This is a genomic window from Stenotrophomonas muris, assembly GCF_052751275.1.
Genome location: NZ_CP199879.1, coordinates 2929132 through 2947721 on the forward strand (window position 1 = coordinate 2929132; position 18590 = coordinate 2947721).

Consider the following 18590-nt stretch of genomic DNA (forward strand, 5'->3'; position numbering starts at 1 on the left):
GCGGGTAGTGCCGGGCCCGCGTCACTGCGGGCCCTGGGTCAAAGCATGCCGGTCTCGAGCCGCGCCGCCTCGGACATCATGTGCTGGTTCCACGGCGGGTCGAACACCAGGTCGACGTCGGCCTCGGCCACCGTCGGGATCATTTCAAGCTTGCTGCGCACGTCGTCGACCAGGATCTCGCCCATGCCACAGCCCGGTGCGGTCAGGGTCATCTTCACGTCGATCTCGCGCTTGCCTTCGTCCAGATGCTTGATCTCGACTTCATAGACCAGGCCCAGTTCAACGATGTTGACCGGAATCTCCGGGTCGAAGCAGGTGCGCAGCTGCTGCCACACCAGTTGTTCCACCTGCTCATCGGTGGCGTCGGCCGGCAGCTCGAGCGGTGCCGGCGCCTCCTTGCCGATGGCGTCGCCGTCCTTGCCGGCGATGCGGAACAGGTTGCCCTCGACGAACACCGAATAGCTGCCGCCCAGCGCCTGGGTGATGTACCCATAGCTGCCGGCAGGCAGGGTCACGGTATCGCCCTGCGGGACCATCACGGCCTCGCAATCGCGTTCGAAGTGGACAGGTTCGCTGCTACGGGAATACATGGGGACCGATATGGGGCCGTGGCCGGGGCCACGCAAGACGGCATTCTAGCCCAGCCGCCCCGGCACCGCCGGTGCACTGCGGCAAACCACAGTATCCTGTGGGTGATCTTCAGGGAGCTTCGATGTCCTCCATTGCCACGCGTGCCAGGACCGTCACCTGGCTCTGGTCCCTCATGCTGTTGCTGGGTCTGCTTGTTGCTCCCCTCGCCTGGATGGTCCTGGCGCTGATGACCGGCCGACAGGTCGGCTGGATGGCGGTAGTGTCCGCCCTGGAACTGGTGTTCATGCTGCGCCTGGGCACACTGGGCCCGGGCCGGTTGCGCATCGCCCTGGTCGTGCTCGGCACTCTGCTGGTGGCCGCCGTGGCCAACTGGGCCATCGCCAGCGCCTGGATGGGCGGCTCGATCGGTCTGGACCTGTGGGACGCCACCACGCGGATGGGCCCGCACCTGGCCTGGACCCTGATCACCCTGGCCAATGGCGCGATGGAATGGCTGTGGCTGGCCGTGGCCGTGGTCGTCGGCGCCTGGCTGGCGCGCTGAGCGCGTAGATCCACGCCACGCGCGGATGGGGGGTAGTGCCGGCCGCTGGCCGGCAAAAGCGTGCGGACCAAGGCCCGCACCTACCAGATGCAACCACCACGCGCGGATCCGGTAGTGCCGGCCGCTGGCCGGCAAAGGGATCAGAGCCCTGTCCTGCGGAAAGGGATCCGACCCCGGTCTTCAATGCCCGCCGTCGAGCGCCTTCAGCTCGCTCACCAGCGAGGCGGCCGCTTCGGCGCCGTCGCCATAGAGCATGCGGGTATTGTCAGCGTAGAAGAGCGCATTCTCGATACCGGCGAAGCCGGTGCCCTTGCCGCGCTTGATCACCACCACGTTGCGCGCGTTGACCACGTCCAGCACCGGCATGCCGTAGATCGGGCTGGCCGGATCAGTACGCGCGACCGGATTGACCACGTCGTTGGCACCGATCACCAGTACCACGTCGGTGTTGGTGAACTCCGGATTGATGTCATCCATGTCGGCGATCAGGTCGTAGGGCACGCCCGCTTCGGCCAGCAGTACGTTCATGTGCCCGGGCATGCGCCCGGCGACCGGGTGGATGGCGAACTTCACCTTCACCCCGCGCTGGCCCAGCCGCTGCGCCAGTTCCCAGATCTTGTGCTGGGCCTGGGCCACGGCCATGCCGTATCCAGGCACGATCACCACGCGTTCGGCGTAGGCCATCATCGCCGCGACATCCGGGGCTTCGATCGGCTTCTGCGCGCCGCTGATCGCCTGCGCTTCGCCACCAGCACCGCCGCCGAAGTTGGAGAACAGCACGTTGCGGATCGGCCGGTTCATCGCCTTGGCCATCAGCCGGGTCAGCAGGATGCCGGCCGCGCCGACCATCATGCCGGCGATGATCAGCGCCTCGTTGCCCAGCACATAACCTTCGAACGACACTGCCAGGCCGGTGAACGCGTTGTACAGCGAGATCACCACCGGCATGTCGGCACCGCCGATCGGCAGCGTCATCAGCACGCCCAGCGCCAGTGCCAGCACGAAGAAGGCGACGATCGCCCAGGCACTGAGCGTACTGGCCGCGATGATCGCCAGCACCACCACCGCCAGCGCCACCAGCAGGTTCATCACCTGCTGGCCGGGCCAGGTCACGCGCTTGTCCAGGCGTCCATCCAGCTTGGCCCAGGCGATCACCGAGCCGGACAGCGACACCGCGCCGATCGCCGCGCCGACCACCGCCAGCAGCAGCATCGTGCCGGACGGCTGGCGCGCGGCCAGGTCGGCCAGCGCCTGCGCGCTCCAGTGGCTGGTATCGCGGTGGGCCAGGAAGGCATAGCGCAGCAGTTCCACCGCGCCGATCGCCGCCGCCGAGCCGCCGCCCATGCCGTTGTACAGCGCCACCATCTGCGGCATGTCGGTGATGGCAACCTTGCCGGCCGACCACCAGGCCAGGCCCGCACCCAGCAGCAGTGCCACCAGGATCAACGGCACGTTGTGCAGTTCGGGCAGGAAGAAGGTGGCCGCGGTGGCCAGCAGCATGCCCAGCCCGGCCCAGCGGATGCCGCTGCGCGCGGTCAGCGGCGAGGCCATGCGCTGCAGGCCGAGCAGGAACAGCGTGGCGGCGACCAGGTAGCTGGCCTTGACCAGCCAGTCGAGCAGTTCGACGGTGCTGATGTTCAAGCCTGCGGCTCCTTCGGTTCGTCCTTGCCGCCCCTGGGCGCGCTCGGCTTGAACATTTCCAGCATGCGCGCGGTGACCACGTAGCCACCGGCGGCATTGCCGGCGCCGAGCACCACGGCCAGGAAGCCCAGTGCCTTCTCCAGCGGCGTCTGCGCATGCCCCAGTACCACCATCGCGCCGATCAGCACGATGCCGTGGATGAAGTTGGAGCCCGACATCAGCGGGGTATGCAGGATCACCGGCACCCGCGAAATGATCACGTGGCCGGCGATGGCTGCCAGCATGAAGATGTACAGCGCTACGAACCCGTCACTCACCGGCAACGCTCCTGCTCTGTCTTCGTCGGCCCATCATAACCATGGGCTGAACCCGGCGCGCACCCGGCGTCAACCGGAGCGCCGCTCACGCGTTGTCGATGGTGACCCCGAGCGAGGAACCGTACCCTGTGCTGGTGAGCAGCCCCGCCCCCCCGAGCGCCGAGACCGATGCCCTGCCGGCATCGCTGGAGGCATTCCTGGCCAGCGTCGGCCCGCGTGCGTTCCGCTTCGCCGAGGCCGGCCTGCGCCAGCGCGAAGACGCCATGGATGCGGTGCAGGACGCGCTGCTGCGCATGCTGGACTACGCCGACAAGCCGGCCGCCGAATGGGCGCCGCTGTTCTGGAGCATCCTGCGCCGCCGGGTGATCGACCTGCAGCGCCGGCGCCGCTTCCGCCTGCCGTTCTGGCGCGACAACCAGGACGCGGAAGGCGGCGAGATCGACTGGGCCGATCCCGGCCCGGACCCGGCACAGGCACATGAGCAGCGCCAGCAGTACCAGCAGCTGGTGGACGCGTTGCGCACCCTGCCCGCCCGCCAGCGCGAGGCCTTCACCCTGCGCGTGCTGCAGGACCTGGACGGGGCCACCACCGCCCGCGCCATGGGCTGCAGCGAAGGCGCGGTAAAAACCCATCTGGCACGCGCCCGGCAGGCGCTGCAGGACTACCTGGAGACCCACCCGTGAACCGCTCCCTGCCTTCCGATGACACCCTGCGCCGCCTGCACGCGCAGTCGCTGCAGGCGCTGGCGCCGGCAACGCTGGCCCGGCTGCGCCAAGCTCGCCACGGCGCCACGGCCACCACCCATCGTGGGCGCTGGCGCTGGTGGCTGGCCAGCGCCTGCTCACTGGTGGTTGCACTGGGCATCGGCCTGCAGTTCACCGGCCATGGCACGCTTGCGGGTCCGCCGCCGGACCCCGTACTTGCTTCAGTGGAAGACAACGGCGCGCTCTACGACGAGAATCCCGATCTGTACCTGTGGCTGGGCGATACCGACCTGGCGATGGAGTAAATCATGTCCCGACTGCTTGCCCTGCCACTGCTGTTGACCCTGGCGCTGCTGCCGGCCGTTCCGGCGCTGGCGCAGAACGCCACGCCCGCCCCTGCCGCACCGGTCGCGCCATTGCCTGCGTGGGAGCAATTGAGCGAATCCCAGCGAGAGTCCCTGCTGGCGCCGCTGCGCGACCGTTGGAACAGCGCTGATGCCGGCCAGCGCCAGCGCATGCTCTCGCACGGCCAGCGCTGGCAATCGATGAGCCCGGAGGAGCGCGACAAGGCCCGCCGCGGCCTGCGCCGCTTCGAGCACATGAGCCCGGAACAGCGTGAACAGGCACGCGCCCTGTTCGGGCAGATGCGCAACATGCCGCCGGCACAGCGCGACGCGCTGCGCGAGCGCTGGTCGCAGATGACGCCGGAGCAGCGCCGGGACTGGGTGCGCGACAACCCGCCGCCGGCGAAGCCGCGGTAAGGCCCCGGGGAACGGGGTCAGAGCCCTTTGCTGACGCAAAGGGATCCGACCCCTGGCAGATTGCGGGAGATCGGGGTCAGATCCCTTTGCCAGAGGCAAAGGGATCTGACTCCACGTCATTCATGCCTGCCAGCGCGTCTTTGCCAGCAGCTCGTCGTCCCAGTCGAAACCGAGCCGCCCCTCGCGCACGAACAGCGCAACGAAGTTGAGCAGGTTGCGCGCATACATCTCACTGGCCTGGGTCGCGCCGCGACTGGCCAGGCCCAGCGGACCATCGATGGTCACGCCCTGGTGTTCGATGCAGTGCCCCGGCTGGGTCAGTGCACAGTTGCCGCCGCTCTCGGCCGCCAGATCGACAATGACGCTGCCGGTGGCCATGCCCTCCACCATCGCGGCGGTCACGATGGTCGGCGCCGGCCGACCGGGTACGGCAGCCGTGCAGATCACCACGTCCACGCTGCGCAGGTGGTCGGCCAGCCGACGCTGCTGCTCGGCGCGCTCCTCGTCGGTCAACGCACGCGCGTAGCCGCCTTCACCGGCCGCGCTCACGCCAAGATCGAGGAAGCGCGCACCCAGTGACTGGATCTGCTCGCGGGTTTCCGGGCGCACATCGAAACCTTCCACCTGTGCACCGAGGCGCCGCGCGGTGGCGATGGCCTGCAGGCCCGCCACGCCGGCACCGATCACCAGCACCTTGGCCGGTCGCACGGTGCCAGCGGCGGTGGTCAGCATCGGGAAGAAGCGCGGCGCGCGTTCGGCGGCAATCAGCGCGGCCTTGTAGCCGGCCATGCCGGCCTGCGAACTGAGTACATCCATCGCCTGCGCGCGGGTGGTGCGCGGCAGCTGCTGCAGCGGGAACAGCTGCAGGCGATCATCGGCCGCCAGCGCGGCCAGCGCCGGATCGTTGGCCGGGGCCAGCAGGCCAACCACGCTGGCACCGGGCCTGAGCTGCTCCAGCACCGTCGCAGGAGGTGCCTGCACGCACAGCAGGATATCGATCTCGGCCCAGCGGCCCGCGTCGAAGACACGTGCGCCGGCGTCGTCATAGGCGGCATCGGTGAAGCCGGCGGCCAGCCCGGCGCCGGCCTCGTACCAGACCGTAATGCCGAGGGCACCGAGCTTGCGCGCGGTTTCCGGTGTCAACGCCACGCGCCGTTCACCCGGCGCGGTCTCCTTGATCCCCAGCAACGCCACGGCCATGCAGGTCCCCGCTGATCGGTGAGTTTTCCCGATCCTAGCAGGCAGCCAGCACTCAGTGCAGGGTGGTGCTGCCCGGGTCGAGGCGGTCGATCACGCCCTGCATGGCGCTGTCGAAGGCGCCATCGTCAACGTGGGCACGCAGGCGGCCGAGCCGCACCATCACCGCCAGCTCTTCTGGCGAGGCCACGCAGAAGCGCACGCCGCGACGGTTGACGAACAGCAGGCGCGAGGAAATCGGGCTGACCCAGGACAGCTTGCCCGCCTGGACCTTGCCGTCCTTGTCGACGAAGTCCAACCAGTTGCCGATTTCCATGCGTCGGAAGCGGTCGGCATCGGCGTTGTCGAAATCGTCGGCATCGATCTGCCCGCTGAGTTCCACCGCTGGCGATTCGGCCACCGGCGGTGCCGGCAGCGCGACCTGCGGCAGCTCGGGCAGCGCGCGCTGCAGTTCCGGCCGCGACTCGGCGATGCCCTGCAACGTGTCGTGCAGGGCGTCGATCGCACCGGTAGCCGCATCGCCGTGCACACCGACGCTGGCAAACACCTTGGCCAGCACCGGCTGCCAGGCCTGCAGCCATGGCTTGCCGACAATCTGCCGGCGTGCCTCGGCCACTTCCTCCAGCAGGCCGTCGCCGAGGCTCAGTGCCTCGGCCACCGACGCGCCTTCTTCGCCCTCGCGCAGCAGCGCCAGGGTCAGGTGGTGCTGCCAGGGCTGGCGCAGGAACTCGGCAATGGCCGGCGGAAGGGTGGCATCACCGATGCGACGATCCAGTTCCGCACCGGCCCGGGTGCGGGCCATTTCCAGCTTTTCCTGGCCGCGTTGCGTTTCTGCGGCGCGACGCTCGGCGATTTCCACGCGGCGGCGATGCTGCACCAGGAACTCGCGGAATTCTTCTTCCAGGGTCAGGAAGATCGCCAGGTTCTCGTTGAACTCGGCCACCAGGCGCTCGATGATCTCCTCGACCTTGGCCATCAGCATGCGCTCGGCCTGGCTCTCGCCGGTGTTGCCCTCGCAGGCCTCGGCCAGCGAATTGAGCAGCTTGCGCGCCGGATGGGTCTTCTGCACGAACATGCGGCGGTCGAGCATGGCGACCTTGACGAAAGGCACGACCAGGCGGCCGATCAGTTCGCGCGAGCGGCCTTCCAGTTCACGCTCGTCCAGCATCACGTCGAACAGCATGCCGACCAGGTCGATGGCATCCTCATCCTGCGGGTCCAGCCGGGTCTGGCCCGGATCGACGCCGAGCTGGGTGGCGCTGGACAGCACTTCGCTCTTCAGCCGCTGCGCCAGCGATTCGCCGTCCTCGCCGATGGCTGCACGCAGCGTCGCGCTCGGCGTGGCCTGCAGCAGCGACAGCACCGACATCATTTCGCGCTGGCTGAGCGGGCGCTGCTGGCCGACCGCCACCTGTGCCGCAGACGTGGCGTCCTCACGCACATGGCGGGTCTGCTGCAGCAGTTCGTGCAACGCTTCCAGCAGCATGCCCTGCTGGCCGGCGTAGGCCTCGCCGGCGGCGCCATCATCGCCGCCCAGGTGCTGCTGCATATGCCCGCGGCGCTCGGACCAGCGGGCGGCAAAGCGCTGCGCCCAAGCCGGTGCGGCCTGCTCGTCATCGCTGAACCCCGGATCGACGCCCGCGCCGTGGCGATGCTCGACCAGGTCATCCAGCATCCCGGTCATGCGCGGATCCGGTGCCGGCGGTTGTGGGCGCTGCGGAGCCCCCATCTGCGACATCACGCCGGCTGCGGCCAGCTGCTCGTCCAGCTTCTCGTAGATGCGGCCGACCGGTGCACGCAGGTCGCGCTCGCACAGCTTGATCAGCACCAGATGCACTTCCGGGGCCAGTTCGCAACCGGCAAAGGCCTCGTGGATGGCCACGCCCAGATGTTCGGGGCTGATGGGATTGTGGTCGGCGTCCAGTTCCACGCCGCCGATCAACCGGCCCAGGCGGCGGTCCAGCCGCGCCAGCACCGGCTTGAAGTCACGCAGCAATACAGTGGCGAAATTGCGCACCGCCAACCGCGATTCCAGTACGTGTTCGGCCAGCAGGCTCAGGCCATCCTCGGCCGGCCCCGACAGGGTCGCCTCGGCCGACAGCGGCTCACCGGCCGCCAATGCGGCCCACGCCTGCTGCAGGTGGCCGGCGAAGGCGGCAGCGATCTCCTCACGGCGGCGGCGCAGTTCGCGCATCGCGTCCAGGAACAGCAACTGCGACGAGCCGGCATTGCCGGCGCGGTCGAACAGGGCATCGTCGAATCGCGCCAGTGCGGCCCCGAAGGCCTGGCACAGCGCGGGCAGGACCATGTCCCGGGCAAGCTGGAGCTGGGCCGGGTCACGGCCCGGCGATCCCATCGGTGTGGGCACGCTCATCATTCGGGAAGGCTCCCCACCTTCTCTGGTACGACAGACAGCATGGACATCGCGACGACCGGCACACCCCATGTACCGGAACGTCGATGGTAGGCCGGCCAGCCCGTCACGGACAGTGAAACAGTCCTCACTTCAAACCTCATGACCGGCGGCCCGGCAAGAGGGGTATCGTAAGCCGTGCAAGGCCCACGAGGCGAGGGGAAGCGGCTGTCCGTTTCCCGCCAGTGGCATGATGTTCATCACAGTTTGGTATTCAGGGGCCGGACGCGACACAGACGGCGTCATTGACCACCCCGACTATAATCAAACACCCGTGATGACCGGTTCAGACTCCATGCCCGACCCCGCTGCCCTGCTCGCCCTGGATGCCCGCCGCTCAGTGCCTTCGCGGCAACTGGGCGAGCCCGGCCCGGACCCGGCCACCCTGCAGCGGATGCTGGCGTCGGCCGTGCGCGTGCCCGACCACGGCAAGCGCGTGCCGTTCCGCTTCCTGAAGATCGCCGGCGATGCACGTCACACTCTGGGCGACTTCCTGGCCAAGCGCAGCCGCCAGCGCGACCCGCATGCCGGCGAGGCCGTGTTCGAGAAGGACCGCCAGCGTTTCAGCCACGCCCCTCTGGTGATCGTGGTGGTCGCCAGCCCGCGCCCGGACCCGAAGGTGCCGGAACAGGAACAGCTGATGACCGCCGGCTGCGTCTGCTTCGCCCTGCTGCAGGCCGCGCAGGCGCTTGGCTTCGGCGCACAGTGGCTGACGGCCTGGATGGCCTTCGATCCGGTCGTGCAGGCCCACCTGGGCCTGGTCGAGGGTGAACGCATCGCCGGCTTCATCCACATCGGCACCGCCAAGGCCGACGTGCCCGAGCGCGAGCGCCCCGACCCAGCGACCCTGCTGCAGGACTGGACGCCGCCGGCATGACCCTGCCGGCACCGCCGCCGTCGCTGTACCTGGTCGATGCCAGCATCTACGTGTTCCGCGCCTGGCACTCGCTGCCGGACCAGTTCCAGGACGCGCAGGGCTGGCCGACCAATGCTGTGCACGGCTTCGCCCGCTTCCTGCTGGACCTGCTGGAGCGCGAGCGCCCGCGGCACATCGCCATTGCCTTCGACGAAGCGCTCGACAGCGGCTTCCGCCACCGCCTGTATCCGGCCTACAAGGCCAACCGTGATCCGGCACCGGAAGCGCTCAAGCGCCAGTTCGTGCACTGCAAGGCGCTGTGCGCGGCGTTGGGCCTTGCCGTCCTCGCCCACCACGACTACGAAGCCGACGACCTGATCGGCAGCGCACTGCACGTGCACCGCGGCAGCCATCGCGGGGTGATCATCTCCGCCGACAAGGACCTGTCGCAGCTGCTGCTGGATCACGACGAACAGTGGGACTACGCCCGCAACCAGCGCTGGGACGTGGCCGGCGTGAAGGCAAGGCACGGCGTGCACGCGCACCAGATTGCCGATTACCTGGCGCTGTGCGGCGATGCGGTGGACAACATTCCCGGTGTCAGTGGTGTCGGCAGCAAGTCCGCCGCCGTGCTGCTGGCCCATTTCGGCAGCTTGGATGCGCTGTACGAACGCCTGGACGAAGTGCCGTTCCTGCGCCTGCGCGGTGCCGCCCAGATGGCGGTGCGCCTGCGCGAGCAGCGCGAGCACGCCCTGCTCTGGCGCCAGCTGACCACCATCGCGCTGGACGCGCCGCTGGAAGGCAGCCAACCCGGCCTGCTGCGCCAGACCGCCGACCCCGAGCTGCTCGGCGGCCTGTGCCAGACCCTGCGCTTCGGCCCGATGACCCGCCGCCGGCTGTTCGATGCCGCCGGCGTACCCGATATTCTTCCCACCCACAGCGAGCCCGCATGAGCCAGCGCAACACCGAAGCCCCGCGTGTCGTCTATGAAGGCAAGTACCAGCGCATGCTGGTACGCGGCACCTGGGAATACAGCGAACGTACCCATGCCGGTGGCCTGGCCGCGATCATCATCGCGGTGACCCCGGAGGACAAGGTGCTGTTCGTCGAACAGTTCCGCGTGCCGCTGCAGGCCCCCACCATCGAGATGCCGGCCGGCCTGGTCGGCGACATCCACGCCGGCGAATCGATCGAAGTCTCGGCCGTGCGCGAGCTGGAAGAAGAAACCGGCTGGACCGCCGATCACGCCGAAGTGCTGATGATCGGCCCGACGTCCTCCGGCGCCAGCAGCGAGAAGATCGCCTTCGTACGCGCCACCGGCCTGCGCCGGATCGGCGAAGGTGGCGGCGATGACAGCGAAGACATCACCGTGCACGAGATTCCGCGCGCGCAGGCGGCGGCCTGGCTGGTGCAGAAGATGGGCGAAGGCTATGAGCTGGATGCCAAGCTTTGGGCGGGCCTGTGGATGATCGAGCACCACCTGGACGGGCGCCCGCGTGGCTGACGCCGATCTGCACGTACTGCCGGCGCTGCTGGGCGCCGACGACCCGGCGATCTATACCCTCCACCGGCCGCAGGGCGCCTCGCCTTACCTGCTGCTGGCCGATCACGCCGGCCAGCAGGTGCCACGCGCGCTGACCGGGCTCGGCCTGGCCCAGGCCGAGCTGGACCGCCATATCGGCTGGGACATCGGCATCGCCGGCACCACCCGCGCACTGGCCGAACGGCTGGATGCATGGGCGATCGAACAGACCTATTCGCGGCTGCTGATCGACTGCAACCGCCCACTGGCCTCGCCGACGCTGATTCCGGAAGTGAGCGACCACACCGTGGTCCCGGGCAATGCCAGGCTGTCGGCTGCACAGCGGCAGCAGCGCATCGATGCGATCCACGCGCCCTACCATGCGCGCATCGACGCGGAACTGGATGCACGCCGCGATGCCGGCCGCCCCACCCTGCTGGTGATGATGCACAGCTTCACGCCAGTGATGAACGGCACGCAGCGGCCGTGGCACGCCGGCGTGCTGTACCACCAGGACACGCGCTTTGCGCATGCACTGCTGCAGGCACTGCGCGATGAAGGCGACCTGGTGGTGGGTGACAACGAACCGTATTCGGTCAGCAGCACCAGCGACTACGCGGTACCGGTGCACGGCGAAGGGCGCGGCCTGGTGCACGTGGAACTGGAGATCCGCCAGGACCTGATCGCCGATGCCGCCGGGCAGCAGGCGTGGGCGGAGCGGCTGGCGCGGATCTTCAGCGCCTTGCAGCCACAGTTGCTGGCGTTCGGTTGAACGCTCTTGGACCCATCCCGTATCGGTAGTGCCGGCCGCTGGCCGGCAACCTCAATGATCCAACCACCCCGAGGTTGCCGGCCAGCGGCCGGCACCACCGCAGGCGTGGCACATCCACCTACGGCAGCGCCTTCAATCATGCCTCGTTGACCGGGCAGACGGCAGCAGCCGATTCGACCGGCGCCGGGCGCAGGCCCAGCGCGATCACCACGCCGAGCGCGGCGAACAGCGCGGCGCCGTACTGCGCATTGACCATGCCCTGCAGCGCATCAGGGCTGGTTGCCTCCTGCGTGCCGCGCGCGGCGTTGGCCACCATCACCAGTACCGCCAGTCCCAACGCGCCGCCGATCTGCTGTGCGGTGGCGGCCATGCCGGACGCCACACCCTGCTGCGGCCCCGGCACGCCCTGCCCGGCCACGATCCACATCGCCGTCCAGCTCATGCCCTGGCCCACGCTGAGCACCACGATGCCCGGCAGCAGCGGCCAGTAACCGGCGCCATGCGGCATCGCCAGCGCCACCGCAGTGATGCCGATGGCACCGGCCGCGAAGCCCCAGGCCAGCACCTGCCGTGGCGAACGGCGCCGCAGCATGCGTTCGGCAATGCGGATGCCGAAGGTGCACACCACGGTCGGCAGCAGGAAGGCCATGCCGGCCTGCAGCGGGCTCCAGCCGTAACCATCCTGGAAGTAGAGCGCCAGGAAGTAGTACTGCACGCCATAGCTGCTCATGAAGGCGAAGGTCAGGCCGAGTGCCGCGCGCAGGCCGGGCAGGCGCAGCAGCGCAAACTGCATCAGCGGGTCACGGCTGCGCTTTTCGATCTGTACGAACACCGTCAACAGCACGGCTGAAAGCAGCAGGCAGATGAGCGTGGCCCGTGCCGTCCAGCCCCACTCCGGCCCTTGCACCAGGGTGGTGACCAGCAGGCTGCCGCCGGCGGTGACGGTGAGGCAACCGGCCAGATCGAAGGAACGGCCCTGCACACGCGGGCCATCGGCCGGCAACCACGCGCCGGCCGCGACTGCACAGGCGGTGGCCAGCGGAACGATCACCGCCAGCACCGCCGGCCAGCCGAACGCCTGGGTCAGCACGCCACCGAGCAGCGTGCCCAGCGCCAGGCCGACCGCACTGGCCATGCTCCAGATCGCCAGTGCGCGGTTGCGCACCGGGCCTTCCGCATACAACGTGTTGATCAGCGCCAGCGTGGCCGGGAACAGCAACGCGGCACCGATGCCCTGCGCCGCGCGCGCGATGATCAACAGGGTGGCATTCGGCGCCAGCGCGCCGAACAGCGACGCCAGCGCGAACAGCAGCATGCCCAGCCGGTAGAAGCGGCGGCGGCCGATCAGGTCGGCGGCGCGCCCGCCCAGCAGCAGGCTGCCGCCGAACGCCACGGTGTAGGCACTGACTACCCATTGCAGCTGCTGCGCGTTGATCTGCAGCGCGCGGCCCATGTCGTGCAGGGCGACGAAGATGATGGTGGCATCCAGGGCGATGATCAGCTGGGCAGTGGCCAGCAGGGTCAGCGCCCAGCGCGGGTACTTGAGGGGAGGCATCGGCGGTCTGGCGCGGTGGGGGAGCGCAGTCTCATTGATGCGACCGAATCAATAAACCCCCTGCCAGCCATATCTGTCATGATTTTCATCATGAATGGAACTTCGATGGACCTCAATGCAGTGCGCATGCTGGTGCAGGTGGCCGAAGCCCGCAGTTTCACCGTCGCCGCCGGGCAGCTGGGCCTGAGCCAGTCCGGCCTGTCGCGCGCGATCGGCCGGCTGGAGGCCACGCTGGGGGTGAAGCTGCTGCAGCGGAACACCCGCAACGTGGCGCTGACCCCGGATGGCCGCCAGTTCGTCGATCAGGTGGCACCGCTGCTGTGTGGCCTGGAGGATGCCGAACGCCAGTTGGCCGACCGTCCCTGCACGCCCGCTGGCACCCTGAAGATCAGCGCGCCCTCGATGTTCGGGCGCAAGGTGCTGGTACCGCTGCTGGCGCCGTTGCTGCAACAGCACCCGCAACTGCAGGTGGAGGCCGTGCTCAGTGACCGTCTGGTCGATCTGGTCGAGGAAGGTTTCGATGCCGCCCTGCGCACCGGCGTCATCGCCGACCAGCGCATCGTCGCGCGCCCGCTGCGTCCGCTGCGCTGGGTGACGGTGGCCAGCCCCGCGTATCTGGCCCGCTGTGGCGCACCGGACGATGTGGCCGCGCTGCGGGATCACGCGTGCCTGGCGGTGCGCAACCTGCGCAGTGGCCGGCTGGTGGACTGGCAGTTCCTGCAGGAGGGCCAACTGCGCGACTTCACCCCACCGACGCGGATGGTGTTCGACAGTGGCGATCCGCTGGTGGAAGCGGCCATCGCCGGCATCGGCATCGTGCAGGTGATGGATTTCGCGGTGGCCGACGCGCTGGCTGACGGCCGCCTGCAACGCGTGCTGCAGCCGCTTGAAGGCCGCAGCCGCGCGCTGTCGCTGATCTACCCACCGTCGCGCCAGCACTCGCCAAAGCTGCAGGTGCTGGCCGACGCGTTGCTGGCCGGGGATTGGTAAATCCACGCCATGCGTGGATGAAGGTTTCGGCGGGGTCAGAACCCTTGGGTATCCGGTAGCGCCGGCCGCTGGCCGGCGAGCCACATCGGCCGGCGGCGAAACGGACCGGCAAGGCATTGCCGGCCAGCGGCCGGCACTACCGATCAGGCGAAGCCATCGGTGGCGCGCACCAGCGCGTCCACGTTCTCGGCCTCGAACGCCGAATGGCCCGAGGCCGGGGTGATTTCCAGCTTCGCCTTCGGCCACACCTTGGTCAGGTCCCAGGCGTTGGCCAGCGGGCAGACCACGTCGTAGCGGCCGTGCACGATCACGCCCGGGATGTCGGCGATGCGGTGCGCGTCGCGCAGCAGCTGGTCTTCCACCTCGAAGAAGCCACCGTTGACGAAGTAGTGGTTCTCGATGCGGGCGAAGGCCAGGGCGAAGTGCGGGTCTTCGTGGCTGTTGATGAAGTCATCATCGACGTGCAGGAAACTGGTCGCGCCTTCCCACACCGCCCACGCCTTGGCGGCTTCCAGGCGGGTGGTTTCGTCGTCGCTGGTCAGGCGGCGGTGGAAGGCCGAGATCAGGTCATGACGCTCCACCGACGGGATCGGCTTCAGGTAATGCTCCCACGCATCCGGGAACAGGCGGTTGGCGCCTTCCTGGTAGAACCATTCCAGCTCCCAGCGGCGCAGCATGAAGATGCCGCGCAGGACCAGTTCGGTCACGCGCTGCGGATGGGTCTCGGCATAGGCCAGGGCCAGGGTCGAGCCCCAGCTGCCACCGAACACCTGCCAGCGATCGACCTTCAGGTGCTCGCGCAGCTTCTCGATATCGGCGACCAGGTCCCAGGTGGTGTTGTCCACCAGGTCCGCGTGCGGGGTGGATCGACCCGCACCACGCTGGTCGAACAGGATGATGCGGTACTTGGACGGGTCATGGAACTGGCGCATCTTGTCGCTGCAACCACCGCCCGGGCCACCGTGCAGCATCACCACCGGCTTGCCGTCCGGGTTGCCGCACTGTTCGAAATACAGCGTGTGGCGGTCGTCGACCTTCAGGGTGCCGACGTCGTAGGGGGTGATGGCGGGGTACAGCGTACGCATGCTTGCAGCTCCAGGGTGATGCCCTGCCGGGGCAGGAGAACCCCCATTCTAGGCCGGTCGCCGGCCCAGGGTGATGCGGTCGCGCTGCTCCAGGTCCTGCACGGTCTGCACCTCGGCAAAACCGGCGGCGTCGAACAGCGCGCGGATCGCCGCGCCCTGGTCCCATCCGTGCTCGATCAGCAACCAGCCACCGGGCAGCAGATGCGCCTGGCCGCCGTCGATGATGCAGCGGATGTCATCCAGGCCGTCCACACCGGACGCCAGCGCGGAGGCCGGTTCGAAGCGCAAGTCGCCCTGTCGCAGGTGCGGGTCGTCGCTGGCGATGTACGGCGGATTGCTCGCAATCAGGTCGAAGCGCATGCCCTGCAACGGCGCGTACCAATCGTGCCCGCCCTCGGCGAAGCGGACGTTGCGCAGTTCATGGCGCGCGGCATTGCGTGCGGCCACGGCCAGCGCACCCGGGCTGGCATCGGTGGCCAGCACCTGTGCCTGTGGCCGCTCGCTGGCCAGCGCCAAGGCGATCGCGCCGCTGCCGGTGCCCAGGTCAGCCAGCCGCAGCGCACGGTCCTGCGGCAGGCGTTCCAGCGCCAGCTCGACCAGCAGTTCGGTCTCCGGGCGCGGGATCAGCGTGGCCGGATCGACCTCCAGATCCAGCGTCCAGAATCCGCGGCGGCCGGTCAGGTAGGCCACCGGCTCGCCGGCCACGCGGCGGGCCAACAGCGTCTCGAAGGCGGCCTGGTCGGCGGCGGCCAGCGGATCGGTGGCATGCGCGAACAGCCAACTGCGTGGGCGTTCCAGCACATGCAGCAGCAGCAGCTCCGCCTCATGGCGGGCTTCGACGCTGCCGAGGCGGACACTGGCCTCGGCCACGATCTGGCGCAGGGTGGGTTCGGTTTGGAAAGGCATTCCGCAATTGTAGAGCCGAGCCCACGCTCGGCTGCTTCTGGAACAGCCGAGCATGGGCTCGGCTCTACAAAATCGGAATCCGTTCAGTTTCCCCCGGACGGGATAAGGAGGGGCTATCGGCCCCAGGCAGCGGTCCGGCGAGATTTTCCTTGTCACACAGTCAGTTGCAGGATGAAAGCGGCCGGGTTCAGTGCCTGCTCAGTGCATTTTGATAGACTCCATCTATCAAATAGATGCAATCAATGCATTGTTCTTATCGCCAGCGAATGGGTAACCTAGCTCCTGTCGATTCACCCACTCCCCTTCACCAAGAGGAAAAATGATGTCCCTCATCAACACCCAGATCCAGCCGTTCGAAGCCAACGCTTACCACAACGGCGAGTTCATCAAGGTTTCCGACGCCAGCCTGAAGGGCCAGTGGTCCGTCCTGATCTTCATGCCGGCCGCCTTCACCTTCAACTGCCCGACCGAGATCGAGGACGCAGCTGACCACTACGCCGAGTTCAAGAAGGCCGGCGCCGAGGTCTACATCGTCACCACCGATACCCACTTCTCGCACAAGGTGTGGCACGAGACCTCGCCGGCCGTCGGCAAGGCCCAGTTCCCGCTGGTCGGCGACCCGACCCACCAGCTGACCAACGCTTTCGGCGTGCACATTCCGGAAGAAGGCCTGGCCCTGCGCGGCACCTTCATCATCAACCCGGAAGGCGTGATCAAGACCCTGGAGATCCACTCCAACGAGATCGCCCGTGACGTGTCCGAGACCCTGCGCAAGCTGAAGGCTGCCCAGTTCACCGCCGCCAACCCGAACCAGGTCTGCCCGGCCAAGTGGAAGGAAGGCGAGAAGACCCTGACCCCGTCGCTGGACCTGGTCGGCAAGATCTAAGGCAGTACCGGCCTGCCGTGGCCCCACGCCGCGGCGCGCCCTTCATCCCCGTGCCGGTCCCCCCGCCGGCGTGGGGGTGAACCCAAGACAGCCAACGCTCGCCCGCCTTGGCCAGCCAGCCCCTTCCACGGTCGCTGTCTTGGGTTCACCCCTACCCCCAGCTGGTCCGCTACCTTGTACAGCGGTGCCACGCCCTCTGTTTGCCTGAAGCCAGGAGAAGACCGATGTTGGACGCCAACCTGCAGTCGCAGCTGAAGACCTATCTGGAGCGCGTGACCCGCCCGATCCAGATCACCGCGCACGCCGACGACGGCGCCAAGTCGCAGGAAATGCTGGAACTGCTGCAGACCCTGGACAGCCTGTCGGACAAGATCTCGCTGCAGGTGCTGCGCGATGGCCAGGGCCGCGTGCCGTCCTTCGACCTGGGCACCCCGGGCCAGGACATCCACCTGACCTTCGCCGGCCTGCCGATGGGCCACGAGTTCACCTCGCTGGTGCTGGCGCTGCTGCAGGTCGGCGGGCACCCGTCCAAGGCCACCGCCGAGCTGATCGAGCAGGTGCAGAACCTGGAAGGCGACTACCGGTTCGAGACCTACTTCTCGCTGTCCTGCCAGAACTGCCCGGACGTGGTGCAGGCGCTGAACCTGGCCGCGGTGCTCAACCCGCGCATCCAGCACGTGGCCATCGATGGCGCCCTGTTCCAGGACGAAGTCGAGAAGCGCGAGATCATGTCGGTGCCGACCGTGTACCTCAACGGTGAAATCTTCGACCAGGGCCGCATGACCCTCGAGCAGATCGTGGCCAAGCTGGACACCAACGCCGGCAAGCGCGATGCGGAGAAGATCGCCGCCAAGGACGCCTTCGACGTGCTGGTGGTGGGCGGTGGCCCGGCCGGCGCTGCAGCGGCGATCTATGCCGCACGCAAGGGCATCCGTACCGGCATCGCCGCCGAGCGTTTCGGTGGCCAGGTGCTGGACACCATGGCGATCGAGAACTTCATTTCGGTGAAGGAGACCGAGGGCCCCAAGCTGGCCACGGCGCTGGAGCAGCACGTGCGCGAGTACGAGGTGGACATCATGAACCTGCAGCGCGCCAGTGCGCTGGTGCCGGCCGGCGAAGACGGCCTGGTGCAGGTGCAGCTGGAAAACGGCGCGGTACTGAAGTCGCGTTCGGTGATCCTGTCCACCGGCGCGCGCTGGCGGCAGATGAACGTGCCGGGCGAAGACCAGTACCGCAACAAGGGCGTGGCGTACTGCCCGCACTGCGATGGCCCGCTGTTCAAGGGCAAGCGCGTGGCGGTGATCGGCGGCGGCAACTCCGGCGTGGAAGCGGCCATCGACCTGGCCGGCATCGTGTCGCATGTAACCCTGCTGGAGTTCGATTCCAGCCTGCGCGCCGATGAAGTGCTGCAGAAGAAGCTGCGCAGCCTGGGCAACGTGACCGTGCTGACCAGCGCGCAGACCACCGAAGTGCTGGGCGACGGCAGCCGCGTCACCGGCCTGGTCTACAAGGACCGCGTCGGCGGCGATGCCCACCGCGTCGAGCTGGAAGGCATCTTCGTGCAGATCGGCCTGCTGCCCAACACCGAGTGGCTGAAGGATGTGGTGGCGCTGTCGCCGCGCGGCGAGATCGTCATCGACGACCGCGGCCAGACCAACCTGCCGGGCGTGTTCGCCGCTGGCGATTGCACGACGGTGCCCTACAAGCAGATCATCATTGCCATGGGCGCCGGCTCGACCGCCGCACTGAGTGCGTTCGACCACCTGATCCGCTCGTCGGTGAGCAACAGCAGCGGTGCCGTTGCTGAAGCAGCCTGATCCACCGTTCCCAGATCACCGGGAACATTGTCTGCC

At 68.2% G+C, this 18590-nt stretch carries 19 protein-coding genes; 11 read left to right on the plus strand and 8 right to left on the minus strand.

Translation table 11 applies throughout. The annotated features are described in order from the left end of the window. Nucleotides 1-38: 38 nt before the first annotated feature. Nucleotides 39-590 carry a putative Fe-S cluster assembly protein SufT gene (gene sufT / locus ACUVWL_RS13755; RefSeq protein WP_005415385.1) on the minus strand — a complete coding sequence of 184 codons (552 nt, stop codon included), beginning with the start codon at nucleotides 588-590 and terminating at the stop codon, nucleotides 39-41. A 122-nt stretch (nucleotides 591-712) separates the two neighbouring features. On the opposite strand from sufT, the gene ACUVWL_RS13760 reads away from it, so the two are divergent. Then, nucleotides 713-1132 (plus strand): hypothetical protein, encoded by a 420-nt coding sequence (locus ACUVWL_RS13760; RefSeq protein WP_041863078.1) that lies wholly within the window; start codon nucleotides 713-715, stop codon nucleotides 1130-1132. A gap of 180 nt (nucleotides 1133-1312) precedes the next feature. On the opposite strand, the gene ACUVWL_RS13765 is transcribed toward ACUVWL_RS13760, so the two are convergent. Both ACUVWL_RS13765 and ACUVWL_RS13770 read right to left on the minus strand, forming a co-directional pair. Then, nucleotides 1313-2773, minus strand: coding sequence for an NAD(P)(+) transhydrogenase (Re/Si-specific) subunit beta (locus ACUVWL_RS13765; protein WP_032956961.1), 1461 nt, complete (start codon nucleotides 2771-2773; stop codon nucleotides 1313-1315). Continuing rightward, nucleotides 2770-3090 carry an NAD(P) transhydrogenase subunit alpha gene (locus tag ACUVWL_RS13770; protein ID WP_014646018.1) on the minus strand — a complete coding sequence of 107 codons (321 nt, stop codon included), beginning with the start codon at nucleotides 3088-3090 and terminating at the stop codon, nucleotides 2770-2772. Before ACUVWL_RS13770 ends, ACUVWL_RS13765 begins: the two co-directional genes overlap by 4 nt. Before the next feature lie 98 nt (nucleotides 3091-3188). On the opposite strand from ACUVWL_RS13770, the gene ACUVWL_RS13775 reads away from it, so the two are divergent. Genes ACUVWL_RS13775 through ACUVWL_RS13785 form a run of 3 tightly spaced genes read left to right on the plus strand, consistent with a single transcriptional unit; the run spans nucleotide 3189 to nucleotide 4555 of the window. After that, the gene (locus ACUVWL_RS13775) at nucleotides 3189-3773 is read left to right on the plus strand and encodes an RNA polymerase sigma factor (protein WP_445978464.1); all 585 of its coding nucleotides are present in this window, start codon (nucleotides 3189-3191) and stop codon (nucleotides 3771-3773) included. Then, nucleotides 3770-4099, plus strand: a complete 330-nt coding sequence (locus ACUVWL_RS13780) for a hypothetical protein (protein WP_126411755.1) — start codon at nucleotides 3770-3772, stop codon at nucleotides 4097-4099. Before ACUVWL_RS13775 ends, ACUVWL_RS13780 begins: the two co-directional genes overlap by 4 nt. 3 nt (nucleotides 4100-4102) lie before the next feature. After that, nucleotides 4103-4555 carry a DUF3106 domain-containing protein gene (locus tag ACUVWL_RS13785; protein ID WP_014646015.1) on the plus strand — a complete coding sequence of 151 codons (453 nt, stop codon included), beginning with the start codon at nucleotides 4103-4105 and terminating at the stop codon, nucleotides 4553-4555. A gap of 120 nt (nucleotides 4556-4675) precedes the next feature. On the opposite strand, the gene ACUVWL_RS13790 is transcribed toward ACUVWL_RS13785, so the two are convergent. After that, entirely contained in the window at nucleotides 4676-5755 is a 1080-nt protein-coding gene (locus tag ACUVWL_RS13790) for an NAD(P) transhydrogenase subunit alpha (RefSeq protein ID WP_262216491.1), read from the minus strand. A 52-nt stretch (nucleotides 5756-5807) separates the two neighbouring features. Beyond that, nucleotides 5808-8129: a DUF1631 domain-containing protein gene (locus tag ACUVWL_RS13795; protein WP_041863077.1), complete on the minus strand. Its 2322-nt coding sequence runs from the start codon at nucleotides 8127-8129 to the stop codon at nucleotides 5808-5810. Nucleotides 8130-8460: 331 nt separating this feature from the next. Between ACUVWL_RS13795 and ACUVWL_RS13800 the strand changes: the two genes are divergently transcribed. The 4 genes from ACUVWL_RS13800 to ACUVWL_RS13815 are packed head-to-tail and all read left to right on the plus strand — an operon-like array spanning nucleotide 8461 to nucleotide 11315. Beyond that, nucleotides 8461-9042 carry a nitroreductase family protein gene (locus ACUVWL_RS13800; protein WP_014646012.1) on the plus strand — a complete coding sequence of 194 codons (582 nt, stop codon included), beginning with the start codon at nucleotides 8461-8463 and terminating at the stop codon, nucleotides 9040-9042. After that, nucleotides 9039-9974, plus strand: a complete 936-nt coding sequence (locus ACUVWL_RS13805) for a 5'-3' exonuclease (protein WP_014646011.1) — start codon at nucleotides 9039-9041, stop codon at nucleotides 9972-9974. Before ACUVWL_RS13800 ends, ACUVWL_RS13805 begins: the two co-directional genes overlap by 4 nt. Beyond that, nucleotides 9971-10525, plus strand: coding sequence for an NUDIX hydrolase (locus ACUVWL_RS13810; RefSeq protein ID WP_024957736.1), 555 nt, complete (start codon nucleotides 9971-9973; stop codon nucleotides 10523-10525). Before ACUVWL_RS13805 ends, ACUVWL_RS13810 begins: the two co-directional genes overlap by 4 nt. Beyond that, nucleotides 10518-11315, plus strand: coding sequence for an N-formylglutamate amidohydrolase (locus ACUVWL_RS13815; RefSeq protein WP_014646009.1), 798 nt, complete (start codon nucleotides 10518-10520; stop codon nucleotides 11313-11315). Before ACUVWL_RS13810 ends, ACUVWL_RS13815 begins: the two co-directional genes overlap by 8 nt. Before the next feature lie 136 nt (nucleotides 11316-11451). On the opposite strand, the gene ACUVWL_RS13820 is transcribed toward ACUVWL_RS13815, so the two are convergent. Beyond that, nucleotides 11452-12870: an MFS transporter gene (locus tag ACUVWL_RS13820; protein ID WP_032956978.1), complete on the minus strand. Its 1419-nt coding sequence runs from the start codon at nucleotides 12868-12870 to the stop codon at nucleotides 11452-11454. 105 nt (nucleotides 12871-12975) lie between these two features. On the opposite strand from ACUVWL_RS13820, the gene ACUVWL_RS13825 reads away from it, so the two are divergent. Further along, entirely contained in the window at nucleotides 12976-13860 is an 885-nt protein-coding gene (locus tag ACUVWL_RS13825; protein WP_014646007.1) for a LysR family transcriptional regulator, read from the plus strand. A gap of 143 nt (nucleotides 13861-14003) precedes the next feature. Here the strand turns inward: ACUVWL_RS13825 and pip are convergent, their stop codons facing one another. Both pip and prmC read right to left on the minus strand, forming a co-directional pair. Further along, nucleotides 14004-14945 carry a prolyl aminopeptidase gene (pip, locus tag ACUVWL_RS13830; RefSeq protein WP_010481800.1) on the minus strand — a complete coding sequence of 314 codons (942 nt, stop codon included), beginning with the start codon at nucleotides 14943-14945 and terminating at the stop codon, nucleotides 14004-14006. A 48-nt stretch (nucleotides 14946-14993) separates the two neighbouring features. After that, nucleotides 14994-15851, minus strand: a complete 858-nt coding sequence (gene prmC / locus ACUVWL_RS13835) for a peptide chain release factor N(5)-glutamine methyltransferase (protein WP_445978465.1) — start codon at nucleotides 15849-15851, stop codon at nucleotides 14994-14996. A 322-nt stretch (nucleotides 15852-16173) separates the two neighbouring features. Between prmC and ahpC the strand changes: the two genes are divergently transcribed. Together ahpC and ahpF are read left to right on the plus strand one after the other, a co-directional pair. Further along, nucleotides 16174-16737, plus strand: a complete 564-nt coding sequence (gene ahpC / locus ACUVWL_RS13840) for an alkyl hydroperoxide reductase subunit C (protein WP_005408159.1) — start codon at nucleotides 16174-16176, stop codon at nucleotides 16735-16737. Between the two features lie 224 nt (nucleotides 16738-16961). Beyond that, the gene (gene ahpF / locus ACUVWL_RS13845; protein ID WP_014646004.1) at nucleotides 16962-18554 is read left to right on the plus strand and encodes an alkyl hydroperoxide reductase subunit F; all 1593 of its coding nucleotides are present in this window, start codon (nucleotides 16962-16964) and stop codon (nucleotides 18552-18554) included. The last annotated feature ends 36 nt before the right edge of the window (nucleotides 18555-18590 follow it).

Coding starts and splice junctions, on each gene's coding strand:
- ACUVWL_RS13810 (WP_024957736.1), top strand. CDS start 9,971: ATGAGCCAGCGCAACACCGAAGCCCCGCGTGTCGTCTATGAAGGCAAG.
- ACUVWL_RS13820 (WP_032956978.1), bottom strand. CDS start 12,870: ATGCCTCCCCTCAAGTACCCGCGCTGGGCGCTGACCCTGCTGGCCACT.
- ACUVWL_RS13825 (WP_014646007.1), top strand. CDS start 12,976: ATGGACCTCAATGCAGTGCGCATGCTGGTGCAGGTGGCCGAAGCCCGC.
- pip (WP_010481800.1), bottom strand. CDS start 14,945: ATGCGTACGCTGTACCCCGCCATCACCCCCTACGACGTCGGCACCCTG.
- ACUVWL_RS13805 (WP_014646011.1), top strand. CDS start 9,039: ATGACCCTGCCGGCACCGCCGCCGTCGCTGTACCTGGTCGATGCCAGC.
- ACUVWL_RS13795 (WP_041863077.1), bottom strand. CDS start 8,129: ATGATGAGCGTGCCCACACCGATGGGATCGCCGGGCCGTGACCCGGCC.
- sufT (WP_005415385.1), bottom strand. CDS start 590: ATGTATTCCCGTAGCAGCGAACCTGTCCACTTCGAACGCGATTGCGAG.
- ACUVWL_RS13800 (WP_014646012.1), top strand. CDS start 8,461: ATGCCCGACCCCGCTGCCCTGCTCGCCCTGGATGCCCGCCGCTCAGTG.
- ACUVWL_RS13790 (WP_262216491.1), bottom strand. CDS start 5,755: ATGGCCGTGGCGTTGCTGGGGATCAAGGAGACCGCGCCGGGTGAACGG.
- ACUVWL_RS13760 (WP_041863078.1), top strand. CDS start 713: ATGTCCTCCATTGCCACGCGTGCCAGGACCGTCACCTGGCTCTGGTCC.
- ACUVWL_RS13785 (WP_014646015.1), top strand. CDS start 4,103: ATGTCCCGACTGCTTGCCCTGCCACTGCTGTTGACCCTGGCGCTGCTG.
- prmC (WP_445978465.1), bottom strand. CDS start 15,851: ATGCCTTTCCAAACCGAACCCACCCTGCGCCAGATCGTGGCCGAGGCC.
- ahpF (WP_014646004.1), top strand. CDS start 16,962: ATGTTGGACGCCAACCTGCAGTCGCAGCTGAAGACCTATCTGGAGCGC.
- ahpC (WP_005408159.1), top strand. CDS start 16,174: ATGTCCCTCATCAACACCCAGATCCAGCCGTTCGAAGCCAACGCTTAC.
- ACUVWL_RS13775 (WP_445978464.1), top strand. CDS start 3,189: ATGGTGACCCCGAGCGAGGAACCGTACCCTGTGCTGGTGAGCAGCCCC.